The sequence below is a fragment of the Herbaspirillum huttiense genome, assembly GCF_047300815.1.
Taxonomy (GTDB): Bacteria; Pseudomonadota; Gammaproteobacteria; order Burkholderiales; family Burkholderiaceae_D; genus Herbaspirillum; species Herbaspirillum huttiense_A.
The window spans coordinates 3321531-3341919 of sequence record NZ_CP178608.1; the positions used below are offsets into that span (position 1 = coordinate 3321531).

The window sequence follows — 20389 nt, forward strand, 5'->3', positions numbered from 1 at the left end:
AAAAAAAGGATATCCGCAGATATCCTTTTTTTGATACGGCACTGTACGGTTATTTCTTCAGGCTGATCACCTGCGGCTGCGTCACCCCCTTCAATCCCTCCTGCCCGAACTCCAGTCCCCACCCCGAACGCTTGTTGCCGCCGAAGGGCACCATGGGATGGACCATGCCATGCTGGTTCACCCACACCGTCCCGGCCTGCAGGCGGGTAGCCACTTCAGCCGCGCGCTGCGTGTCGCTGCTCCACACCGACGCGCCCAGGCCGACATCGAGCCGGTTGGCATTGGCGATGGCCTGCTCCAGATCGCTGTAGCGGACGATGGGCAGCACCGGACCGAACTGTTCCTCGTCCACCAGGCGCGCACCATCGCGGATATCGGTCACCAGCGTGAGCGGATAGAAATTGCCCGGGCCGTCCGGCAGCACGCCACCGCAGACGATGGTGGCCCCCTCTTCACGGGCACTATCCACCAGCGCCGCCACCTTCTTCAATTGCATGGGATTCTGTACCGGCCCCATGGCGATGCCGGGCTGCAAGCCGTCGCCCATGGGCGTGGCCGCGATGATGGCCTGGAGCTCGGCCACGATCTGGTCATGCAGCGCATCGGGCACGTAAAGCCGCTTGGCACAGGCGCAGGTCTGGCCCATGTTGAGGAAGCCCCCCCAGAACAGGCCCGGCGCAATCGCCTTGGGATCGGCATCCTCCAGCACGATGGCCGCGTCATTGCCGCCCAGTTCCATGGTGGTCGGCGTGAGGTTGCGCGCGGCCGCCGCGACGATGCGCGCGCCGGTCGCACCGGAACCGGTAAACATGATCTTGTTGACGTCCGCATCCTCCACCAGCAGGGCGCCCACGCTGCCATCGCCGCTGACGGTATTGAGCACGCCGGGCGGCAGTGCTTCTGCGATCACCCGCGCCAGTTCCAGGCCGCAGACGCTGGTGTATTCGGAAGGCTTGAGCACGACCGTATTGCCGGTGTAGAGCGCCGGGATGATCTGCCAGATGGAAATCATCAGCGGCCAGTTCCAGGGTGCGATGGCGGCGACGACGCCATAGGGCTTGCGATGCAGTTCGTCGCGCCGGGTCTCGTCCTCGAACACCACTTCCGGGGCCAGTTCGAGGCTGGCGGTGGCACGCGTCCAGGCCTCGCAGCCCCACAGTTCGAAGCGCGAACCCGGTACCTGATCGGGGCCGACGCCACCCAGCGGGCGGCCCTGCTCAAGCGTCACCAGCGTGGCCAGCCGTTCGGCATGGGCAGCGATGGCATCGGCCACGCGCTGCAGGTGCTCGCGCCGCTGCGCCAGTGACAAGGCTGCCCAGCCGGGCTGCGCCTGGCGTGCAGCGGCCACTGCAGCTGCGACCTCGATGGCATCGGAGTGCGGGAAGCGGCCCATGACCTGGCCGTTGGCGGGATTGTGCGAATCGAGCAGGCGGCTGCCCGTGCGCAGCTGGCCGCCGATGATGTTGGATGCAATGTGCATGGAGTCTCCTTGTGAAAAAAGACCGTCGGGCCGGAGCACGGACGGTCAAGCTTTGCCGGCTTGGGGAAGCCTTATTTCTTCTTGTTCAGGCCGAGGGTGGGCGTCTCGTCGAAGAAGTTCCAGGGCTTCAACAGGACGTGCACCCATTCGGTGGGCATGATGGGCCACTCTTCGGCACGCGCCACGTGGGTGGTGCCGGTGGTCAGCCAGACCACATCGTCCTGGTTGACGATGGACTGGTTGTCCTTGACGAAGGCCCCCAGGCCGGTATCCTCGTTCGAGCGGTTCGGATACTTGCCTTCCGGGAAGCGCTGCTGCGGGTCATAGCGGGTCACCCACAGCTGGCGGTCCATGAAGCTCAGGCGCTTGTTGAGCCATTCGTCGGGCGAGAAGTTGGCGCCCTTGGCAATCGGGTGTGTACCGCCCGCATACGGGATCAACTGGTAAGAGACCGGATTGCCGACCTTGTTGAACTTGTTCGGGTTGCTCAGCAGGCGGATGGTCGAGGCATCGAATTTCTGCGCCGCCTGCTGCTCGGTCCCGGCGGTGCGCTGCACGGTCTGCATGGTGCTGCTGCGCGGGCCGCCCCGGGTGTTGGGCAACACCACCGGATCGACTTCGGTGAGCGAATTGCCTTCGCCATCAATGTCCAGGTCGAGGCGGAAGTTGTAGATGTGCTGGTGCGTGGTGCCGACGATGTTGTGATCGATCAGCGTGCCGTAACGGGTATCCTCGGCCGCACTGGCGTCGCGCATGGTCGAGGACTTCACGCCCTTGACCGCTTCGATGCCGGTGGCGCCGGCATTGATGCCGATGGTGCCGTTCTCGGCGAAGACCCAGTCGAAGATGTAGTCGTAATTGCCGACCGTGCTGATCCAGCGGATCACCAGCTCACGCCGCTCCACCGACAGATTGGGCTGGCCGTATTCCTGGTGCTTGAATTCCGGGCCGGCATAGCGCTCGAAGACGCCAATGGCGCGCGGGATGGTGCGCGGCTTGCCGCTGGTGTCGGCCAGCGTGGCATCGAGCAGCACCACGTTGTCGGGCGCATCCTTGCCGCGCTCGATGGGTGAGGTCAGCGTGCCCATGCCGTATTCGCCCGAATCCAGGTAGGCCTTGAAATACCAGCCCACGTCCGGATCACCGTAAGGCACGATCATGCCGCCCAGCGACCCCTCGTACATGATCTGGCGTTTCTTGCCGTGGTCGTTGTAGGTGACCGTCGAGAACATCAGGCCCACGCGCGAATCCAGCTTGAAGTGCATCTCCCAGTTGCGCCAGCGCAGGGTGTTGCCGGTGATGGTGTAGTTCTTGCCCTCGGGCTCGCTGATGTCCAGTGGCTTGGGCGGCGGGACCAGTGCGCGGCCGCTGCCGTCGTAGCCAGTCGGTTTCATCGGCACTGGGATCACGCCATTGTCTTCGATCTTGATGACCTTCTTCTGCACCAGGTCGACCACTGCCACCAGGTTCTCGATGGGATGGGCCCAGTAATTGCCGTCGCCCACATCCAGGTAGCTGACTACCTTGAGCAGGCGGGCATCTTCCTGCAAGGCATCCTTGCCGCCAAAGTAGCCCACGGTCAGCGGGGTGGCCACCACCTTCTTGATATCGTTGATGCCGCGCTTGGCCAGCGCCTGGGCGTAGTCGGGGCTGGTTTCCATCGCATTCTGGACGGTGGCGAAATCATCCACCAGCACCATGCCATGGACGCCGGTCTTGGGCTCCCAGCGCGTCACGCTGCGCTGGCCCAGGTCTACCGTGCCTTCAATCACCTGGCTGCCATCGAGCAAGGTGAAATCGGCGCGCCGCGCAAAGGCCAGGCCGCGTTCGCCGAGGGCGAATTTCCAGACCTGCTCCTTGGGCGCTTCGGCCACCGTGATTTCGGTAAAGCGATAGGTCGGCTGCCAGCGGCCGCTGGCTTTCAAGATGTCCAGCGTGGCGTTGATCTCATCGGCGCTGAGCGGGTTCAGCGGATGCGGCACGGATTCGATCTGGAAAGTCTTGTCCAGGCTGGGCGCAAAGACGGTATTGATGAATTCGTCCGAGACATAGGGCTGCCCGTTCTTCATCACCAGCGGCACCGGCAGCTTCACGCTCTGGCCGTTGACCAGCGCGGTCGTGGCACGCGGCTTGACGCGCACGGTCACGCTGTTGCGCTGGAGGATCCACAGGCCCGCATAGGCATCCCAGCGCACGGTAGCGCCGAAGTCTTCCAGGGTCTTCTTGAGCGGCAACATGTGCGCGGCCGCACCGTGGGCGGCGGCCGACAGCGGCGCCAGCAAGGCAGTGGCCAGGCCGGCCGCGGAGAGCGTGGTGATCAGTGCCTTCTGCAGCAGGCGGGAACGGGAACGAGTGGAGGTCATGGTCAGGACGTGTCGGTGTGGAACGGGTGTGATGGATTATTGCGTTCCCTTCCCGCAGCGGCGTAGCCCGATTTGGCAAACCTGCGCGCCGCACGAGGCCCTGCGCCGCGCGCAGCCTGCGTTCGCTTGCCGGATGTAGCCTTCCCTCGCCCCTGATGCCCCCGGATCGTATCGCTCAAAAGCAAAACAGCCCCCGCACTGCGGAGGCTGTTTTGCCGTTTTCGGCTATGTTTTTCGGCGAGATCAGAACTTGTGCCGCAAGCCGATGCGCAAGACATTCTGGCTGCTGTCGTCCGCCGGTGCCGACGAATAGGCCGCGCTGATGACGCCGGGATTGAGCACGTCGCTGGCCGACTGGCGGCTGGCCATGGCATAGAGATCGGTGCGCTTGCTGAAGAAATAGTCGATGCCGATATTGAACTGTGTGGTGTGTCCGCGCGTAGCGCCACCGCTGGCGCGGGACAGGTCGGCACGGTCGTGGATGACGCTGCCCAGCAGGTGCAGCTTGGCATCGAGTGCATAGTCGACACCGACGTCGAAGACGTTGGCGCGAGTGGCGCTGGTGATGGCGACCAGCCCGCTGGCAGCCAATGGCTGCTGGGTCGGGCGACGTACCTGCGACCAGGCGGCAAACAGCTTGGCCGGACCCGCCTGGTAGCTGGTCCCCAGGGTGAAGGTCTTCAGGTCGGTATCGCCGGCGCTGGACGGCGACGCATCGGCTGCCAGCTTGCTCTGGTAGTACGCGGCACCGATGCCCGCATTGCCGCGCCGGTAGTTGGCCCCGACGCCGAAGGCTTGTCCCGCCGACGTCTTGCCGGCGACCTCGCCGAAGCCGTAGAAGAGGCTGCCGGTAAAGCCGTCGATGTCGGCCGTATCGAAGCGCAGCGAATTGCTGGTCCGCGCCCCGGTCAGGCGATCGAGGCTGTTGAAGTGACCGGCACGCACACCGCCCCCCCCGAAAATCTGGAAGGAACTGTATTGCAGACCAATCTCCTCCAGGTAATCGGTCTGGCGGCCGATGGTCAGGGTGCCGTATTGACTGCTCAGGCCGACCACCGACTTGCGGTCGAACAGGGTGCCCGGCGTGGCCATGGCGCCGTCGTCAGCGGAGAATCCGTTTTCCAGCTGGAAGATGGCCGCCAGTCCGCCGCCCAGCTCCTCCCGGCCGCGAAAGCCGATGCGCGAGGCCATGGCATCCCCCGAATCGACACTGACGCGGCTGCTGTTGCCGGTGCCGACCTTGCTGGTATAGACCAGGCTCATGTCGATGACGCCATAGACGGTGACGCTGGAAGTCTGGGCCTGGGCGCATTGGCTGGCGTTGAGCAGCCCCAGGGCGGAAAGGGTAAAGATGAGTTTTTTCATGAGAAGCGTGCCGCACGCGGCATGGTGCAGAAAACGTCAAATCAGCCCCGGTGCTTTCTGCCGGTGGAGGGAGGAGGATGGCACTGGCCGGGTCCAGGGTGAGCCCATGGTAGGAGCCCCTCCCTCCAGCGGCAATTACCTCTTGGGATAGTGCCCGCGCGGGTCATTGCGGCTGGCGCGAAGCCTGTGCCCATGCCATACTTGCTGCGGCCCGCTGACGCTTTTTGCGCAGTGGTGCGCAAGTTCGGTACACTGCCCTCTTCCAACCTTGCCCTCGCCGGCCTGACCTGATTTGAACAACGCTGCCACCTTCCGCCTCGAACCGTCCAGCCCGCCTGTGCTGCACGTGGAGGGCGACTGGACCTTGCGCAACTACCGCGCGCTGTCGCGCCAGATTGCGCAGCAGCGGCCGGCGGCGGACGATGAACTGGTGCTGACGTTTTCTGCACTGACCGCCTTCGATACCGTGGGCGCCAAGCTGCTGGTGGACCTGCTGGGCGTGCCGGCAGCCTTGCGCCAGACCGGCGACAACAGCAATCTGCCGCGCGCCTGGCGGGGCCTCCTGGCTGCCGTGGCCGAGGCCAAGGCCATCGCCATGCCCAAGGCGGCTCCGCCGCCGCAGGCCTGGATTACCGACATGCTCGAACGGGCCGGCGTGGCCACCCTCAACCTGCGCGCCTGTTCGCGCGGGCTGCTGGGCTTTGCCGGCTTGTGCCTGCAGACCCTGGCAAGCTCGTTCTGGCGTCCGTCGCGCTGGCGCTTCACCGGCGTGGTGGCCCAGGTTGAACAGACCGGGCTGGATGCGGTGCCCATCGTCTCCCTGCTGACCTTCATGGTGGGCGCCGTGGTCGCCTTCCTGGGCGCCACCGTGCTGGCCGACTTCGGCGCCAGCCTCTATACGGTGGACCTGGTGGCGTTTTCCTTCCTGCGCGAATTTGCCGTCCTGCTGACGGCCATCCTGATGGCCGGGCGCACCGCCAGTTCCTTTACGGCGCAGATCGGCTCGATGAAGGCCAACGAGGAAATCGATGCCATCCGCGCCCTCGGACTGGACCCGGTCAACCTGCTGGTCCTGCCGCGCATCATCGCGCTGCTGATCTCCATGCCCCTGCTTACCTTCATCGCCATGATGTCGGGCCTCTTCGGCGGCGCGATGGTATGTGCGCTGTCGCTGGACATCAGCCCGACCATGTTCCTCTCTCTGCTGCAGCAGGACGTGGGCATCCGCCATTTCGTGCTGGGCATGGTCAAGGCGCCGCTGTTTGCCTTCGTGATTGCCATCATCGGCTGCAACGAAGGCTTCAAGGTCAGCGGCAGCGCCCAGTCGGTGGGCCAGCACACTACCTCCAGCGTGGTGCAGTCGATCTTCGTGGTGATTTTGCTCGATGCCCTGGCGGCCCTGTTCTTCATGGAGATGGGATGGTGACCCCGGCGCGCGAGGACCGCGCCACGGAGGCGATCATCGACGTGCGCGGCCTGCGCAACCAGTTCGGTGCACAGGTGGTGCACGACCAGCTGGACCTGCAGGTGCGGCGCGGTGAAATCCTGGGCGTGGTGGGCGGCTCCGGCACCGGCAAGTCGGTCCTGTTGCGCAGCATCGTCGGCTTGCAACGTCCGGCGGCCGGACAGGTGAAGGTGTTCGGACAGGATCTGTCGGTGCTCTCCACCGACGCCCGATCGCAGTACGAGCGGCGCTTTGGCGTGCTGTTCCAGCAGGGCGCGCTGTTCTCGTCGCTGACCGTGCTGGAAAACATCGCCCTGCCCCTGACCGAATACGGCGGGCTCGATGCCAACGAGGCGCGCGGTGTCTCGGCCATGAAACTGGCGCTGGCCGGCCTGCCTATCGCAGCCGGCGACAAATATCCTGCAGAACTGTCGGGTGGCATGATCAAGCGCGCCGCGCTGGCCCGTGCGCTGGCGCTGGATCCGGACATCCTGTTCCTGGACGAACCGACCGCCGGCCTCGACCCCATCAGCGCGGCCGCCTTCGACCGCCTGATCCTGACCCTGCGCGATGCGCTGGGCCTGACCGTGTTCCTGGTCACCCATGACCTGGACACCCTCTATGCCATCTGCGACCGCGTGGCCGTCCTCTCGGCCAAACGCGTGCTGGTGGCCGACCGCATCGAGGCCGTGGCGGCCTTCGATGATCCGTGGATACAGCAATACTTCCAGGGCCCGCGCGGACGGGCCGCCAGCCAGGCCGCACTGCGCGCTTCGGCCACCCCAACGCATCAAGGAAACGCCTAATGGAAACGCGTGCCCATCACGTCCTCATCGGACTCTTCACGATCCTGGTCGCCCTGGCGGCACTGGTGTTCTGCCTGTGGCTGACCAAGGTCGGCCAGGACCGCGACGTCGACTACTACACGGTCATCTTCAACGAGGCGGTCAGCGGACTCTCGCGTGGCAGTCCCGTGCAGTACAGCGGCATCAAGGTGGGCGACGTGGTCGGCCTGAGCCTGGACCCGGCCGACCCGCGCAAGGTGCGCGCCCGCATCCGCGTGACCGGCAAGGCCCCCATCAAGGAAGACACCGGCGCCAAGCTGGCCCTGGCCGGCATCACCGGTACCGCACTGATCCAGCTGACCAATGGCTCGCCGCAGAGCCCGCGGCTGGAATCCAAGGACGGCAATGACCCCATCATCATCGCCTCGCCCTCGCCGCTGACTTCCTTGCTTTCCAACGGCGAAGACCTGCTCTCCAACGTCAACGAGGTGCTGCTCAATGCCAAGCAGTTTCTCGCCCCCGAAAATGCCCGGCGCCTGAACCAGACCCTGGCGCACCTCGAACAACTGACCGATACCCTGGCCAACCAGCGCGGCAATGTCGGCACGGCCATGCAGGAACTGGCTGCCGCTGCGCGCCAGGCCAACCTGGCCATGCAGTCAGCCAACCAGTTGCTGGCCACGCGCGGCAATGACGCCATGGGCAACCTGCAGCAGGCCATGCGTTCGCTGGCCGCCAGCAGCCAGCAGATCGAGAAGCTGATCCAGCAGAACCAGGCGGCGCTCAACAACGGCGCCCAGGGGGTGGCCGAGATCGGCCCGGCCATCACCGAGCTGCGCACTACCCTGGCCTCGGTGCGGGCCATCAGCCGCAAGCTGGAAAGCAATCCCGGCGCTTACCTGCTGGGCCAAGACAATCTCCAGGAATTCAACCCATGATGACCCCGCTCCTGCGCTCCGCCCTGGTGGCCGCCAGCCTGGCCCTGACGGCGTGTTCGATCCTGCCCAAGGCCGATCCGCTGGCGGTCTATCGACTGCCGCCGCTGGCTTCAGCGAGTGCGCCCGTGGCCGGCAGCCCGTACCGCGCACTGCGCATCGCCACGCCGGCGGCCAGCCGCAGCATCGACAGCGAACGCATCCTGGTGCTGCCCGAAGGCGACGTGGTCAAGTCCTATGGCGGCGTGCGCTGGAGCGATCCGGCGCCGCAACTGCTGCGCGACCGCTTGCTGGATGCCTTCCAGGCCGATGGACGCTTCCCGCGCCTGTCCGGCGACAACGCCAACATCGCTGCCGAGGTCGAGCTCAATGGGGCGCTGCTGGCCTTCCAGACCGAGTATCGCAATGGCCAGCCCAAGGTGGTGATCGTCTATGACGCCCGCCTGGTCGACACCTCCACCCGCCAGCAACTGGCTGCGCGCCGCTTTGCGGTGGTGGAATCGGTGGACGGCGGCAAGGTGCCGGAAGTGGTCAGCGCCTTTGGCAGCGCCTCGGCGCGGCTGTCGGGCGAAGTCGTGGCGTGGGCTGCCACGGTGCGATGAACGAATTTCCTTAACCCGCCATTATCCGAACGTAGCATGGGCAAGTGCGCTCGCCTGTGGCAGTCTGGACGGTATTTTTCTTGCAAATCGGAAGGCAGCCATGGACAAGTTGCAAGCGATGGAAACCTTTGTCGCCGTGGTCGAAAGCGGCAGCTTCGTGGCCGCCGTGGATGTGACCGGCCAGTCCAAGCCGGCGGTCTCGCGCCAGGTCTCGGAGCTGGAACAATTTCTGGGCATCCGCCTGCTCCACCGCACCACGCGGCGGCTCTCGCTGACCGATGAAGGCCGCGTCTACTTCACGCGCTGCAAGGAACTGCTGGAATCGATCCAGGATGTGGAGAGCGAAGTCGGGCTCAATTCCGACCAGGCCTGCGGGCGGCTGCGCATCGGTGCGCCGCAGGATTTCGGGGTCGAGCAACTGGCGCCGCTATGGGGCAAGTTCACCGAACAGAATCCGCTGATCACGCTCAACATCACCCTGTCGGACCGTACCATCGACCTGCTTGAAGAAGGTTTCGACATGGCCATCCGCATCAGCGCCCTGGGCGACAGCCGCATGGTGGCGCGGCCCCTGGCACCGGTGCGCATGATCGCCTGCGCCTCGCCGGCCTTCCTGGAGCGGCACGGAACGCCGGTGAGTCCGGCGGAGCTGCGCGATTTCCCCTTCATTTCCTACAGCTATCGCAACGGCGGCGACGAGTGGCATTTCAAGCACGTGCACGGCGACACCTGCCAGGTGCGCGTGCGCTCCACCGTCTACGTCAACAACGGCGCTACTTGCCGGGCCATGGCCATTGCCGGCCAGGGCATCGCGATCCAGCCGGACTTCATCGTCAATGCGGCGATCCAGTCCGGTGAACTGGTGGAATTGTTCGAGGGCTGGAGCACCGGCGAGCAGCTGATGGTGCACACCCTCTACCCGACCCGCACCCACCTGCCGCCCAAGGTGCAGCGCATGCGTGATTTCCTGGTGGAGCAGTTCAAGGTACCGCCGTGGTGCCCGAAGCCCGCCGCGTAAATCATTTAGCTTATTCTCAGTTTCCGGTCCAGCGCAGCAACAGCGGCATGAGCACCGGGACCAGCACGGCGGTGAAGACGCCATTGAGACCCATGCCCAGTCCGGCGAAGGCGCCCATCTCGGCGCTGACCTGCAGCGCACGCGCCGTGCCGATGCCATGCGAGGCCACGCCCAGGGCGAAGCCGCGCACGGGATGGCTTTCAATGCGCAGGAAGTTCAGCACGTAGCGCGCCAGCACCGCGCCCAGGATGCCGGTGCAGATCACCAGCACGGCGGTCAGCGAGGGCAGGCCGCCGAAGCGTTCCGCGATGGCCATCGCAATGGGGGTGGTGGCCGACTTGGGCGCCATGGAGATGAGGATGTCGCGCGAAGCCCCCATCGCATAGGCGATGCCAACGGCCGAGACCACGGCCGTCACCGACCCTGCGGCCAGCCCCAGCATCAGCGGCAGCACTGCCCGGCGGAAGTTGTGCCACTGCTTGTAGAGCGGCATGGCCAGGGCGACCGTGGCCGGGCCGAGCATGAAGTGGACGAATTGCGCCCCCTCGAAATAGGTCTTGTAGGGGGTGTGCGTGAGGGCGAGGATGCTGACCACGATGGCAATGGCAATCAACACCGGATTGGCCAGCGGGTGGTAGCCCAGGCGGCGATACACCCACAATGCGAAGAGATAGGCCACCAGCGTGGTCGTCAGGCCCAGCAGCGGAGAAGCCGCCAGATAGACCCAGACATCGGTGAGGCGTGCCAGGCCGTGCATCAGTGCGACTCCTCATCGTCAGGTGCCTGCCGTGCGCTGGTAAAGCGCTTCATCGCCGCATTGGTCACCAGCGCAGCGACGGCGATGGCCAGCACCGTGCTCACCACCAGCGCCACCACGATGGCCGGAAGATCGCCCTTGAGCTGGCCGGCCGCGGCGATCACGCCCACCCCGGCCGGCACGAACAGCAGGGACAGGTGCTGCAGGATGCCCCAGGAGGTCGGCTCCATCATCTGCGCCAGGCGTGGTGAACGGAGAAAGGCGATCAGCAACAGCAGCATGCCGATCACCGGACCGGGAATGGGCAGGCCCAGCAATTGCGCGGCGCCTTCGCCCAGGCATTGGAAGACCAGCAGGATGGCTAAGGGGGTGAGATTCATGGGCAGCCTGGAAAGCTTGAAACGGTGTGATGGATAAAAAATGTGAGGAAAGCATACTGATTTGATGACATTGCTGCCGGACCGGGCAATCTGCGCGAGCATCCGTCTCTTTCCCCCACAAGGAGCGTCATCATGCGTCCACGTGCACCCAAGAATACTGTCCTTTATGCGAAGCGCCTAGCTTACTATCGCTTGCTGGAAAATCAGCACCGGTACCAATCGGTGGCTGAAGATGTACATGTCGGACTGGACGATGTTGCCGCCGGCAAGTTCAGCGACGCGCGTCGCACCATCATCGATCTAAAGCGCCGCCACGCTGCCAGGACAGCAAGTTCAGACGCACAGCGCTCCCCCCGCCATCAGATAGGAGCGCTTGCCCAGGCGCAACACTGAGATTGTGAGAGGCCTGCCTCACCCTTGTCCGCCTGCCCGCAAGAACCAAATTCCCTCTCTCCCTGTCCCACCTCCCAGGCTGCCCGCCACCATCCGGCAGCCTGCCCACGGGCCCTGCGTGGCGCTGACGCCAACAACAACTCAACTACAGCGCACCGGCGGCCGCCCCTCCTCATTTTGATTCAGTCCGCGCACGCGGCCTGCACTGGAGCATCATGGATTACGCTACCCCCAGCCATCCCCTGAAGGTGCTATCGATTTTCGGCACCCGTCCCGAAGCCATCAAGATGGCCCCCTTGGTCAAGGCCCTCGACGCCGAGCCCGCCATCGACTCCATCGTCTGCGCCACCGGCCAGCACAAGCAGATGCTGGCGCAGGTGCTCGACCTGTTCGCCATCCAGGCCGACCACAACCTCGATGTCATGGTGCCGGACCAGACGCTCAACGGCTTGTCCTCGCGCCTCTTCGCGGCCATCGACCAGCTGCTGGAGCAGACCCGGCCCGACCGCGTGCTGGTCCACGGCGACACCACCACCGCCATGGTGGCGGCCATGGCGGCCTTCCACCGCCGCATCCCGGTCGGCCATGTAGAGGCCGGCCTGCGCACGCATGACATGAACCAGCCCTGGCCGGAAGAAATGAACCGCCGCACCATCGATGTGGTGAGCGACCTGATGTTCGCCCCCACGGCGCAATCACGCCGCAATCTCGAAGCAGAAAACCTGCAAGGCCAGATCGTGGTCACCGGCAACACCGTCATCGATGCCCTGCAGATGACAGTGGCCCGCATCGATGCCGATGCCGCCCTGCGCGCAGCGCTGGATGCGGCGCTACCGCCCTTGCTGCCGCAGCGCCGGCTGCTGCTGGTCACGGGCCATCGGCGCGAGAACTTCGGCAGCGGTTTCCTGCAGATCTGCCGCGCACTGGCCCAGCTGGCGCAGCGCGATGACCTGCAGATCGTCTATCCCGTGCACCTCAATCCCAACGTGCGCGGCCCCGTCATGCAAGAGCTCTCGGGACTGCCCCACCTGCACCTCATCGAGCCGCTGGACTACCTGCAATTCGTGCGCCTGATGCAGCGCGCCCACGTGATCCTGACCGATTCTGGCGGCGTGCAAGAGGAAGCGCCTGCATTGGGCAAGCCGGTGCTGGTCATGCGCGACGTGACCGAACGGCCCGAAGCGGTCGCTGCCGGGACCGTCCAGCTGGTCGGCACCGATACCGGTCGCATCGTCGATACGGTGGCGACCCTGCAGAGCGAAGAGCGTCTCTGGCGCAGCTTTGCGCGCAAGCACAATCCTTATGGCGACGGGCAAGCCTGTGCGCGCATTGTCGATGCCATCCTGGGGCGCTCTTTCCTGCCCTTTGCGGCCTGACTCATCCATTCGCATGGCATGAGCGGCGAGACGCTGCGACCCGGATCGTTCTGGTGTTTACTTAGTTTTCCTGACGATCCGGCCGCGTAGTAAACCGGCCGCGACAAACTATTTTCACCATTTTTTTCTGGTGCAGGGGATGTAGGCAATCCTCACAAATCCCTGTCAGTGTTGCATTACCTCGATATTTCTCCTCAGCGGAAATGATTGGAAACCAATTCCTCCCCTTTCGACCATGGCAGCCGACGGAGAAATGAAACCCGTTGATTTACTTAGTTTTCATCGCCATCGCCTTCCTCCAAAAAACTCACCAGAAAATGGACGCAAGGAAAGTACACACCCGATGCAAGGTGCAAAAACTGATGGCGATCATGCAACCAAATCCGATCCGCCTCGCTCCTAATCCCACGCAACCGAGCCACGCAACCGAGCAACAAACAATTCAACGAAAAACGCCACAAGGTCCGGACACGCGGACCGATGGCCCCTCTTGCGACAGGAAACTGATGATTGCACGCCACCACACCCAGCCGCCGGCTGCGCACCGCCTGCGCCTGCCTGCGGGACCAGCGCTGTTCATGGCGCTGGCCGCCACTGTATTTGCCACCGCCTACTCGCCGGCTTTGCTGGCCGCCCCCATCGGTAGCACGTCCGCCGCCGACGCCTTTCGCAAATTGAGCGAAGACACCTGGATCGAGCGCCGCGAGACCCTGGCTTCGCTGGGCATCACAACGCCGCTGGTGCTGGCTTCCAACGACAGCAGCCGCGAACTCTATCTGCCGGTCCCGGCCAACGTGCCGCTGGCCGATGCCAGCCTGAAACTCGATGCCAGGTATCTGCGTGCCGATGGCGGCCGGACCACGATGGTCCTGGCCATCGACACCTATCCCGTTGCCGCCCGCGCCATGACGGCCGACCAGGGCGATGCCAGCCTGTCCCTGGGCATCGACGGCGCAGCGCGCGCCAATGGATTCGTGCGGCTGGGCGTGAACTGGACCACCATGCTTTCCGGCCTCTCGCAGTGCGCCGATCCGCGCACGCCCGGCAATGTGCTGCGGGTGGACCCGGACTCCTCCTTCAGCTATCGCTACGACAGCCGCGCCATCGGCGACCTGCGCACCGCCTGGGGTGCCCTGCCGGCGCTGACTTCCATCATGGTGGCAGGACGCCAGCTGGACGCGCAGAGCTACGACAGCGCCTGGCGTATCGGCGTGGCGCTGGAGCGCGCGGGCAAGCACAGCACGGTCACCGTCCTGCCGCGCGTGGGTGACGTGATCGATCTGAGCCGCCTGAAAGTCCCGGAAGGTCTGCGCGGCATCGCCGCCTTTGCCGCCCTCCAGGGCAGCGGCCAGCACACCCTCAAGGATGCGGCCGAAGTCGGCGCACTGCTGGCCCTGGGCCAGAACCTGGCAGGTGCCGACATCCTGGTGGCGGATGCCGCACTGCTCTCCGGCATCGATGGCGCCATGAACGCCCTGCAGCAGCAGGTGCAAGCCACGGCGCCCGAGGCCATGCCCGCCTTCAGCACCTGGCGCGCCCGCGTGCAGCCGCAATCCACTGGCTTGCAGCCGGGCGAATTGAAGTTGGCTTCCGCCTTCGGCCATCCGGTCATCCTGGCCGGCCCGCAAGCTGGGCCGGCCTTTGCCCAGATGTTCGACCGCTACTGGCGCAACATCAGCGGCGCCGCTTCGCTGGTGGCGCGCACGGCCCACAAGCCGGTGACGGGTGAAGATTTCATCCTCCTGAAAAACTTGGGCGGTGCGCCAGGCAGCATCGACGTGCTCAGCCGCGCCGACTGGAATGCTTCCTTCGATATCGCCGAAGTCGCCAGCGACGGGCGCCTGCCGTCCGAGCTGGTGCTGGACGTCTCGGCCGCACCCGGCGCAACCCGCACGCCTCCTGTGGCCTCGGTGTTCCTCAACGACGTGCTGCTGGGCGCCCGCAGCCTCCAGGCCAACGGCCAGCGCGAGCGCATCATCGCGCGCATTCCGCCGGGCGCGCTGGCAGCGCAGAACCAGTTGCGCGTGTCCTTCGTGCGCCAGCCCTCCAGCGACAACTGCCGCGAAACGCCACAAGCCTTCCCGGTGGCCGTGCTGGGCTCCAGCCACCTCAAGCTGGACAAGGCCCACGACGACGCCAACTTCACCGGCATGATCCGCCGCTTCGCCGCCGGCGCGCAGTTGCTGGTGCCACGCAGCTACCTGGCGGACGTGCCGGCCAGCCTGCAGCGCGTCATCATGGTGGCCTCCAGCACCGGCCTGCCGGCCGACCGTGCCCGCATGAGCGTGGTGGACGATGGCAAGGAGGCCGCCCCCGACGGCAGCTTCCTGGCGTTTGACCTGCCCCTCAAGGCGTCGCAAGGTCTCGTTCAGGTCAAGGGCAATACGCTGGTGATGAATGACAGCAGCGCCAAGCCCATGCTCGACGTCACCGGTTTCGACCGGCTCGGCATCCTGGAAGTGGCCAAGACCAATGGCCAGCAAGGTGTGGTCTGGCACAGCGTGGGCAAAGAACGTCCGCTGGTGGCCAAACCCTTCGCGCTGTCGTCCGGCAATGTGGCCGCCGTGGCCTCGACGGGACTGCTGGCCGAGATCGACACCAACGACGCCAGCGGGCGCGATGCCGTGCAGGATGCGCCCTCGCTGACCATCCCGGACATCCTCTGGTGGGTGGTGCCGCTGACCATCATCGGCTTGTTCCTGCTGTTGCTGATCCTGGCCAGCCGCACCCGCCGCCGTCGCCTCGCCGAGCAGGAAGCCCGGCGCAAGCAGGCCCAGACACCGCCGCGCGACGCCGGCCAGGAGTGAGGACGACGCATGTTCACCACTGCCAATGCCACGGCCCAGCTCAATTTCCTGTTCGCCAATTACTACGCGGCGCTGGAGATCGCCGCAGCCGTGGTGGCCCTGCTGATCCTGCTCTCGGCGCTGGATGACCTGTTCTTCGACCTGTGGTACTGGTCGCGCCGGCTGTGGCGCAAATTCACCATCGAACGCGTGCGCACGCCGCTGACGGTGGAGCAGCTGCGCCAGCGCGACGAGCAGCCCATCGCCATCATGGTGCCGGCCTGGATGGAAGCGGACGTCATCGCCCAGATGATCGAGGACATGGTGGCCGTGCTGGACTACCGGCACTACCACATCTTCGTGGGGACCTATGTCAACGACCGCGACACCATTGCCGAAGTCGAACGCATGCGCGTGCGCTACAAGCAGTTGCACCGCGTGGAAGTGCCGCACGCCGGCCCGACCTGCAAGGCCGATTGCCTGAACTGGGTGGTCAAGACCATCTTCGCCAGCGAAACCGCGCTGGGCCTGCAGTTCGCAGGCGTGGTCCTGCACGACAGTGAAGACGTACTGCACCCTCTGGAACTGAAGTTCTTCAACTACCTGCTGCCGCGCAAGGACATGATCCAGCTGCCGGTGGCCTCGCTGGAGCGCGAATGGTTCGAGTTGGTGGCCGGCACCTACATGGACGAGTTCGCCGAAAGCCATGCCAAGGACATGATGGTGCGCGAGAGCGTGGCGGGCCTGGTGCCCTCGGCGGGCGTGGGTACCTGTTTCTCGCGCAAGGCCTTGCACGGTTTGATGCAGGCCTCGGACGGCGAGCCCTTCAACATCGCCAGCCTGACCGAGGATTACGAGGTCGGCACCAAGCTCTCGCAGATGGGCATGCAGACCATCTTTGCACGCTTCCCGGTGAAGTTCACGGTGCGGCGCAAACCCTGGTTCTTCGGCAAGCGCGAGCAGGTGGCTGAAAGCACATTGGAAATGCCGCTGGCCGTGCGCGAGTACTTCCCCGATACCTTCACCCAGGCCTATCGCCAGAAGGCGCGCTGGGTCATCGGCATCGGCCTGCAGAGCTGGGAGCAGATGGAGTGGCGCGGCTCGCTGGCAGCGCGCTACCTGCTGCTGCATGACCGCAAGGGCGTCATCACGGCCTTCGTCAGCATGCTGGGCTATGTGCTGGCACTGCAGTTCATCCTGTTTTCGGCGGCCACCACCTTCCAGTGGTGGGACGTGTTCTACCCGCCCCTGCTGGCCGGTGACGGCTGGTGGCGTACCGTGCTCACGCTCAATGCGCTGGCCATGCTCAATCGTGCCGCGCACCGCTTCTATTTCACCACCGAGCTGTATGGCTGGCGCCATGGACTCATGGCCTTACCGCGCATGGTGGTGGCCAATTTCGTCAACTTCATGGCGGTGGCGCGGGCGTGGCGGCTGTTCCTGCTGTACCTGTTCGCCGGCCGCGCCCTGGCCTGGGACAAGACCATGCACGACTTTCCCACGGACGGCGCTGCCAGCCGCGTGCGCTTGCGCCTGGGCGACCTGCTGCGTACCTGGCAGGCGGTCGATGAAGCCACGCTCACACTGGCGCTGGAAGAACAGCGCCGCACGCAATTGCCGCTGGGGAGCGTCATGGTCAGCCACGGCTGGCTGGACGAAGAAACCCTGGCCGAAGCGCTGGCCTACCAGGAACGGCTGCCGCGCGTCAGCCTCACGCGGGAACGCGTGCAGCGCCACGCGGGCGAATTGCCGGTGGAAGTGTGTACCCGCCTGCGCACCCTCTACCTCGGGCCCGGCAGGGACGGCCAGCCCGACCAGGGCATGGCGCGCGTGGCCGTGGCCAGCGCACTGACCGACGCTGCGCGGACCGAACTGGAAAGCGTGCTGGGCCGCGCGCCCTTTGCCATGGTGGCGCGCGAATCCGAGATCGCCGCCGGACTGCGCCTGCTGCGCGGCCAGGACAATGCCTTCGATCCCGAGCGCACCGAGGCCCGCGTGCCCTTGCTGGGCGACCTGCTGATCGCCAGCGGACTGCTGTCGCGCCCGGTCTTCGATGCGGCCATGCAGCGCTATCGGCCTGACCTTCATGGCCGCATCGGCGACTACCTGGTCAACGAGTCCGTGATCTCGCGCGAGGCCATCGAAGAGGCCGTGCGGCGCCAGCGCGACTGGCTGGCGCAAGGTGGCCAGCCGGCGTGAGCCGGGCGCTCATCACCACAACAAGAACAGACGATGATGAACAAGACTTTCAACTTGCTGCTCCTGCTGCTGGCCGTCAGCACGGCCGGATCGGCGCAAGCGCAAACGGCAGTGGTCGAACTGCCGCTGTCGGGCCCCGCCTATCGCCTGGCCCAGCAGGCCTATGCCTCGGCCGCGCACGGCGCCTACGGCCAGGCGCAGGCGCAATTGCAGGAAGCCATCCGCCTGCGACCGGATTCCATGGCCTTGCGCCGCCAATTGCGCGAACTGCGCGCACAACAACGCGACGGCATGAGCGCCCGGCGCGGCAGTGCACGCGACCCTGGCTACGCCGCAGCGGCAGCGGCCTACCGCGCCTACGATGGCAAGCGCTACGACCAGGCCGTCACGCTGGCACGCCAGGCCGTGGCGGCCGCCCCGCACAATCCGGCGTACTGGCTGCTGCTGGGCAATGCGCTTATCGAGACTCATGACTACGACCGTGCCAGCGAAGTACTGGCCCAAGGCGCGGACAACACCAGCGACCAGCGCCCGCTGCTGCGCCGCCAGCTCGAACTGCAACGCGAACGCGCCGCCATGGCCGCAGCCGAAGTCTTCCGTGCACAGGCCGACAACGAGGGGGAGGCCGAGCTGGAGGCAGCACGCCGGGCCGTGGCGCTGGCACCGCAGGAAATGGAATATCGCCTGATGCTGGTGGTCGCCCTGCTGCACAACGAGCAGATCGCAGAGGCCGAACGCGCCGCCGACCAAGCCCACGCCATGGACGAACGCCAGCCCGGCCCGCTGCTGCTGCGCGCCTACGCTCGCGTGCGCCTCGGCCAGGCCGATGCCGCGCACGCCGATTTCATCCTGGCAAACCGCTTGGCCACCAGTGACGGCAGCCCCGTTGAACAGCGCGATGCACGACTGCTGCAGGCCGATGCCGAACGGGTCCTGCAACAGCCTCAGGCAGCACACGGTGCCGAAAAGCGCAACCAGCCCGTATCGTCCCGCCAGTTCCCCGTGCCAGCACTGGATTGCAGCCGCGCTGGTGCAGAAAACGTCAATCCCTGCCACGTGACGCCTGGCGCGCAAGCGCGCGATGCCGGCTTCGATGCCGCCACGCGTGGCTACCAGGCAATGCAGCAGCAACAGTACACACAGGCGGCGCAGGCCGCGACCGAGGCGGTGGCGCGGTCGCCGCAGAATGCCCAATACCGGCTGCTGCAGATCGACGCCCTGCAAGCCGATGGCCAGGATCAGCAAGCCGTGGAGGCCATCGGCGCCACGCTGCAGGCGCAAGGAGCGGACAGTGCGCTGCTGGCAAGGCGCGCTGCCTTGCGCGCACGACTGGGAGACAGCGCGGGTGCCCGCGCCGATGGTGAGGCGGCCTTGGCGCAAGGCGGCTTGCCGGTCGAGACCGAGATCATGCTGCTGGCCCGCACCGGTCATCCGCGCCAAGCCCGCGAGCGCTTCCTCGCCGCCCGTGACGGCGGCGCGCTCGATGCGCTGGACGATCTGCAGTTGGCCTATCTGGCCGCGCAAACAGGCGATGCAGCGGGTGCGCGCGATGCTTTCCAGCGAGCTGATACGCGCGGCGCCCTGCCCGCACGCGCCCTCACTGACGCCGGCTACGCGGCCGTGCAGGCAGGGGACGACGAGACCGCGCTGGCCTGGTTCAAACGCAGCCTAGACAATAGCGCCGACGCCGGGCATCTGCCGCAAACGCCGCAACAGCGTTTCGACACCCGCCGCAGCATCGCGACCATCGACCGCAGTGGCGGTTTCATCGCCTCGCTCACGCGCAGCGGTGGTGGGCCCAGTGCCGGCAATCGCGGACGCCCCGGCGCCTCGGCTGCCGACAGTACGTTGCAGGCGGGAGCGGAGGCGTACTGGCGGCCCTTCGGCTACCAGGGCGGGCGTCCGGTGGAAGTATTCGGCCGCGTCTTCCAGACACTCGATGACCAATCCGGGGGCGCTACCGGTACGCAGACCGCGCAGGCGACGGTGGGCGCACGCTGGAAACCGCTGGCCAGCCAGAACCTGGTGCTCTCGGTGGGCCGGCTGATCCCGCTGGGCAGCCAGTCCTCGGCCGACTGGCTGGTGCAGGCGGCCTATTCCGACGGCATCGGGACCGACCTGCGGGTGGACCGTCCACAGTGGTGGACCACGCAGTGGTATGGCGAAGTTGGCCACTACCTGCGCAATCCGCAGACCTACGGACTGGCGTCGGTGCAGGGCGGGCGCAGCTTCCGGCTCGATGGTCTCAGTGAGCAGCTGGTGCTGTTCCCGCACCTGAGCCTGAACGCCGACTTCAATTCGCTCAACAGCCATCGCAGCGCCATCGGCCTGGGGCCGGGCGTGAACCTGCGCTACTGGTTCCGGAGCGACCGCTACCATGCACCGCGCTCCACTGTGGACCTGTCGCTGCAGTATCGCTGGCGCATCGGTGGCGATGAACGGGCGCAGGGATTCTTCCTCAGTACCACGCTGTCCTACTGAGTTCTTCCGTTCGGATGGACTCTCG

Annotated in this window: 15 protein-coding genes; 10 read left to right on the forward strand and 5 right to left on the reverse strand. The window is 65.8% G+C overall.

All coding sequences use genetic code 11. The annotated features are described in order from the left end of the window. Positions 1 to 49 precede the first annotated feature (49 nt). The 3 genes from ACLRDN_RS15290 to ACLRDN_RS15300 all read right to left on the reverse strand — a co-directional run bounded on the left by ACLRDN_RS15290 (position 50) and on the right by ACLRDN_RS15300 (position 5208). Positions 50 to 1480, reverse strand: a complete 1431-nt coding sequence (locus tag ACLRDN_RS15290; protein ID WP_413456985.1) for an aldehyde dehydrogenase family protein — start codon at positions 1478 to 1480, stop codon at positions 50 to 52. 71 nt (positions 1481 to 1551) lie between these two features. Then, positions 1552 to 3843 (reverse strand): primary-amine oxidase, encoded by a 2292-nt coding sequence (tynA, locus tag ACLRDN_RS15295; protein WP_413456986.1) that lies wholly within the window; start codon positions 3841 to 3843, stop codon positions 1552 to 1554. Between the two features lie 243 nt (positions 3844 to 4086). After that, positions 4087 to 5208 (reverse strand): porin, encoded by a 1122-nt coding sequence (locus ACLRDN_RS15300; protein WP_413456987.1) that lies wholly within the window; start codon positions 5206 to 5208, stop codon positions 4087 to 4089. A gap of 292 nt (positions 5209 to 5500) precedes the next feature. Between ACLRDN_RS15300 and ACLRDN_RS15305 the strand changes: the two genes are divergently transcribed. The 5 genes from ACLRDN_RS15305 (at position 5501) to ACLRDN_RS15325 (ending at position 9992) form a co-directional block, all read left to right on the forward strand. Then, entirely contained in the window at positions 5501 to 6634 is a 1134-nt protein-coding gene (locus ACLRDN_RS15305; protein WP_413456988.1) for an MlaE family ABC transporter permease, read from the forward strand. Further along, entirely contained in the window at positions 6628 to 7458 is an 831-nt protein-coding gene (locus ACLRDN_RS15310) for an ABC transporter ATP-binding protein (protein ID WP_413456989.1), read from the forward strand. Before ACLRDN_RS15305 ends, ACLRDN_RS15310 begins: the two co-directional genes overlap by 7 nt. Further along, the gene (locus tag ACLRDN_RS15315) at positions 7458 to 8375 is read left to right on the forward strand and encodes an MlaD family protein (protein WP_413456990.1); all 918 of its coding nucleotides are present in this window, start codon (positions 7458 to 7460) and stop codon (positions 8373 to 8375) included. The genes ACLRDN_RS15310 and ACLRDN_RS15315 overlap by 1 nt, the downstream gene beginning before the upstream one ends. Beyond that, complete coding sequence (locus tag ACLRDN_RS15320; protein WP_413456991.1) at positions 8372 to 8974, forward strand: ABC-type transport auxiliary lipoprotein family protein; 603 nt, start codon at positions 8372 to 8374, stop codon at positions 8972 to 8974. Before ACLRDN_RS15315 ends, ACLRDN_RS15320 begins: the two co-directional genes overlap by 4 nt. Positions 8975 to 9074: 100 nt before the next feature. Continuing rightward, positions 9075 to 9992, forward strand: a complete 918-nt coding sequence (locus tag ACLRDN_RS15325; RefSeq protein ID WP_413456992.1) for a LysR family transcriptional regulator — start codon at positions 9075 to 9077, stop codon at positions 9990 to 9992. 16 nt (positions 9993 to 10008) lie between these two features. Here ACLRDN_RS15325 and ACLRDN_RS15330 read toward each other — a convergent pair whose 3' ends face one another. Continuing rightward, entirely contained in the window at positions 10009 to 10749 is a 741-nt protein-coding gene (locus ACLRDN_RS15330) for an LrgB family protein (protein ID WP_413456993.1), read from the reverse strand. Next, on the reverse strand, positions 10749 to 11129 hold the full coding sequence (locus ACLRDN_RS15335) for a CidA/LrgA family protein (RefSeq protein ID WP_413456994.1): 381 nt from the start codon (positions 11127 to 11129) through the stop codon (positions 10749 to 10751). Before ACLRDN_RS15335 ends, ACLRDN_RS15330 begins: the two co-directional genes overlap by 1 nt. Before the next feature lie 132 nt (positions 11130 to 11261). Between ACLRDN_RS15335 and ACLRDN_RS15340 the strand changes: the two genes are divergently transcribed. The 5 genes from ACLRDN_RS15340 (at position 11262) to ACLRDN_RS15360 (ending at position 20364) form a co-directional block, all read left to right on the forward strand. Continuing rightward, positions 11262 to 11522, forward strand: coding sequence for a hypothetical protein (locus ACLRDN_RS15340; protein WP_413456995.1), 261 nt, complete (start codon positions 11262 to 11264; stop codon positions 11520 to 11522). Between the two features lie 215 nt (positions 11523 to 11737). Continuing rightward, positions 11738 to 12898 carry a non-hydrolyzing UDP-N-acetylglucosamine 2-epimerase gene (gene wecB / locus ACLRDN_RS15345; protein WP_413456996.1) on the forward strand — a complete coding sequence of 387 codons (1161 nt, stop codon included), beginning with the start codon at positions 11738 to 11740 and terminating at the stop codon, positions 12896 to 12898. Positions 12899 to 13404: 506 nt separating this feature from the next. Beyond that, positions 13405 to 15705 carry a hypothetical protein gene (locus ACLRDN_RS15350; protein WP_413456997.1) on the forward strand — a complete coding sequence of 767 codons (2301 nt, stop codon included), beginning with the start codon at positions 13405 to 13407 and terminating at the stop codon, positions 15703 to 15705. Positions 15706 to 15714: 9 nt separating this feature from the next. Continuing rightward, a complete protein-coding gene (locus tag ACLRDN_RS15355) occupies positions 15715 to 17883 on the forward strand; it encodes a glycosyl transferase family protein (RefSeq protein ID WP_413456998.1) in 2169 nt (722 codons plus the stop codon). A gap of 33 nt (positions 17884 to 17916) precedes the next feature. Continuing rightward, entirely contained in the window at positions 17917 to 20364 is a 2448-nt protein-coding gene (locus ACLRDN_RS15360) for an NfrA family protein (RefSeq protein WP_413456999.1), read from the forward strand. Positions 20365 to 20389: the final 25 nt, after the last annotated feature.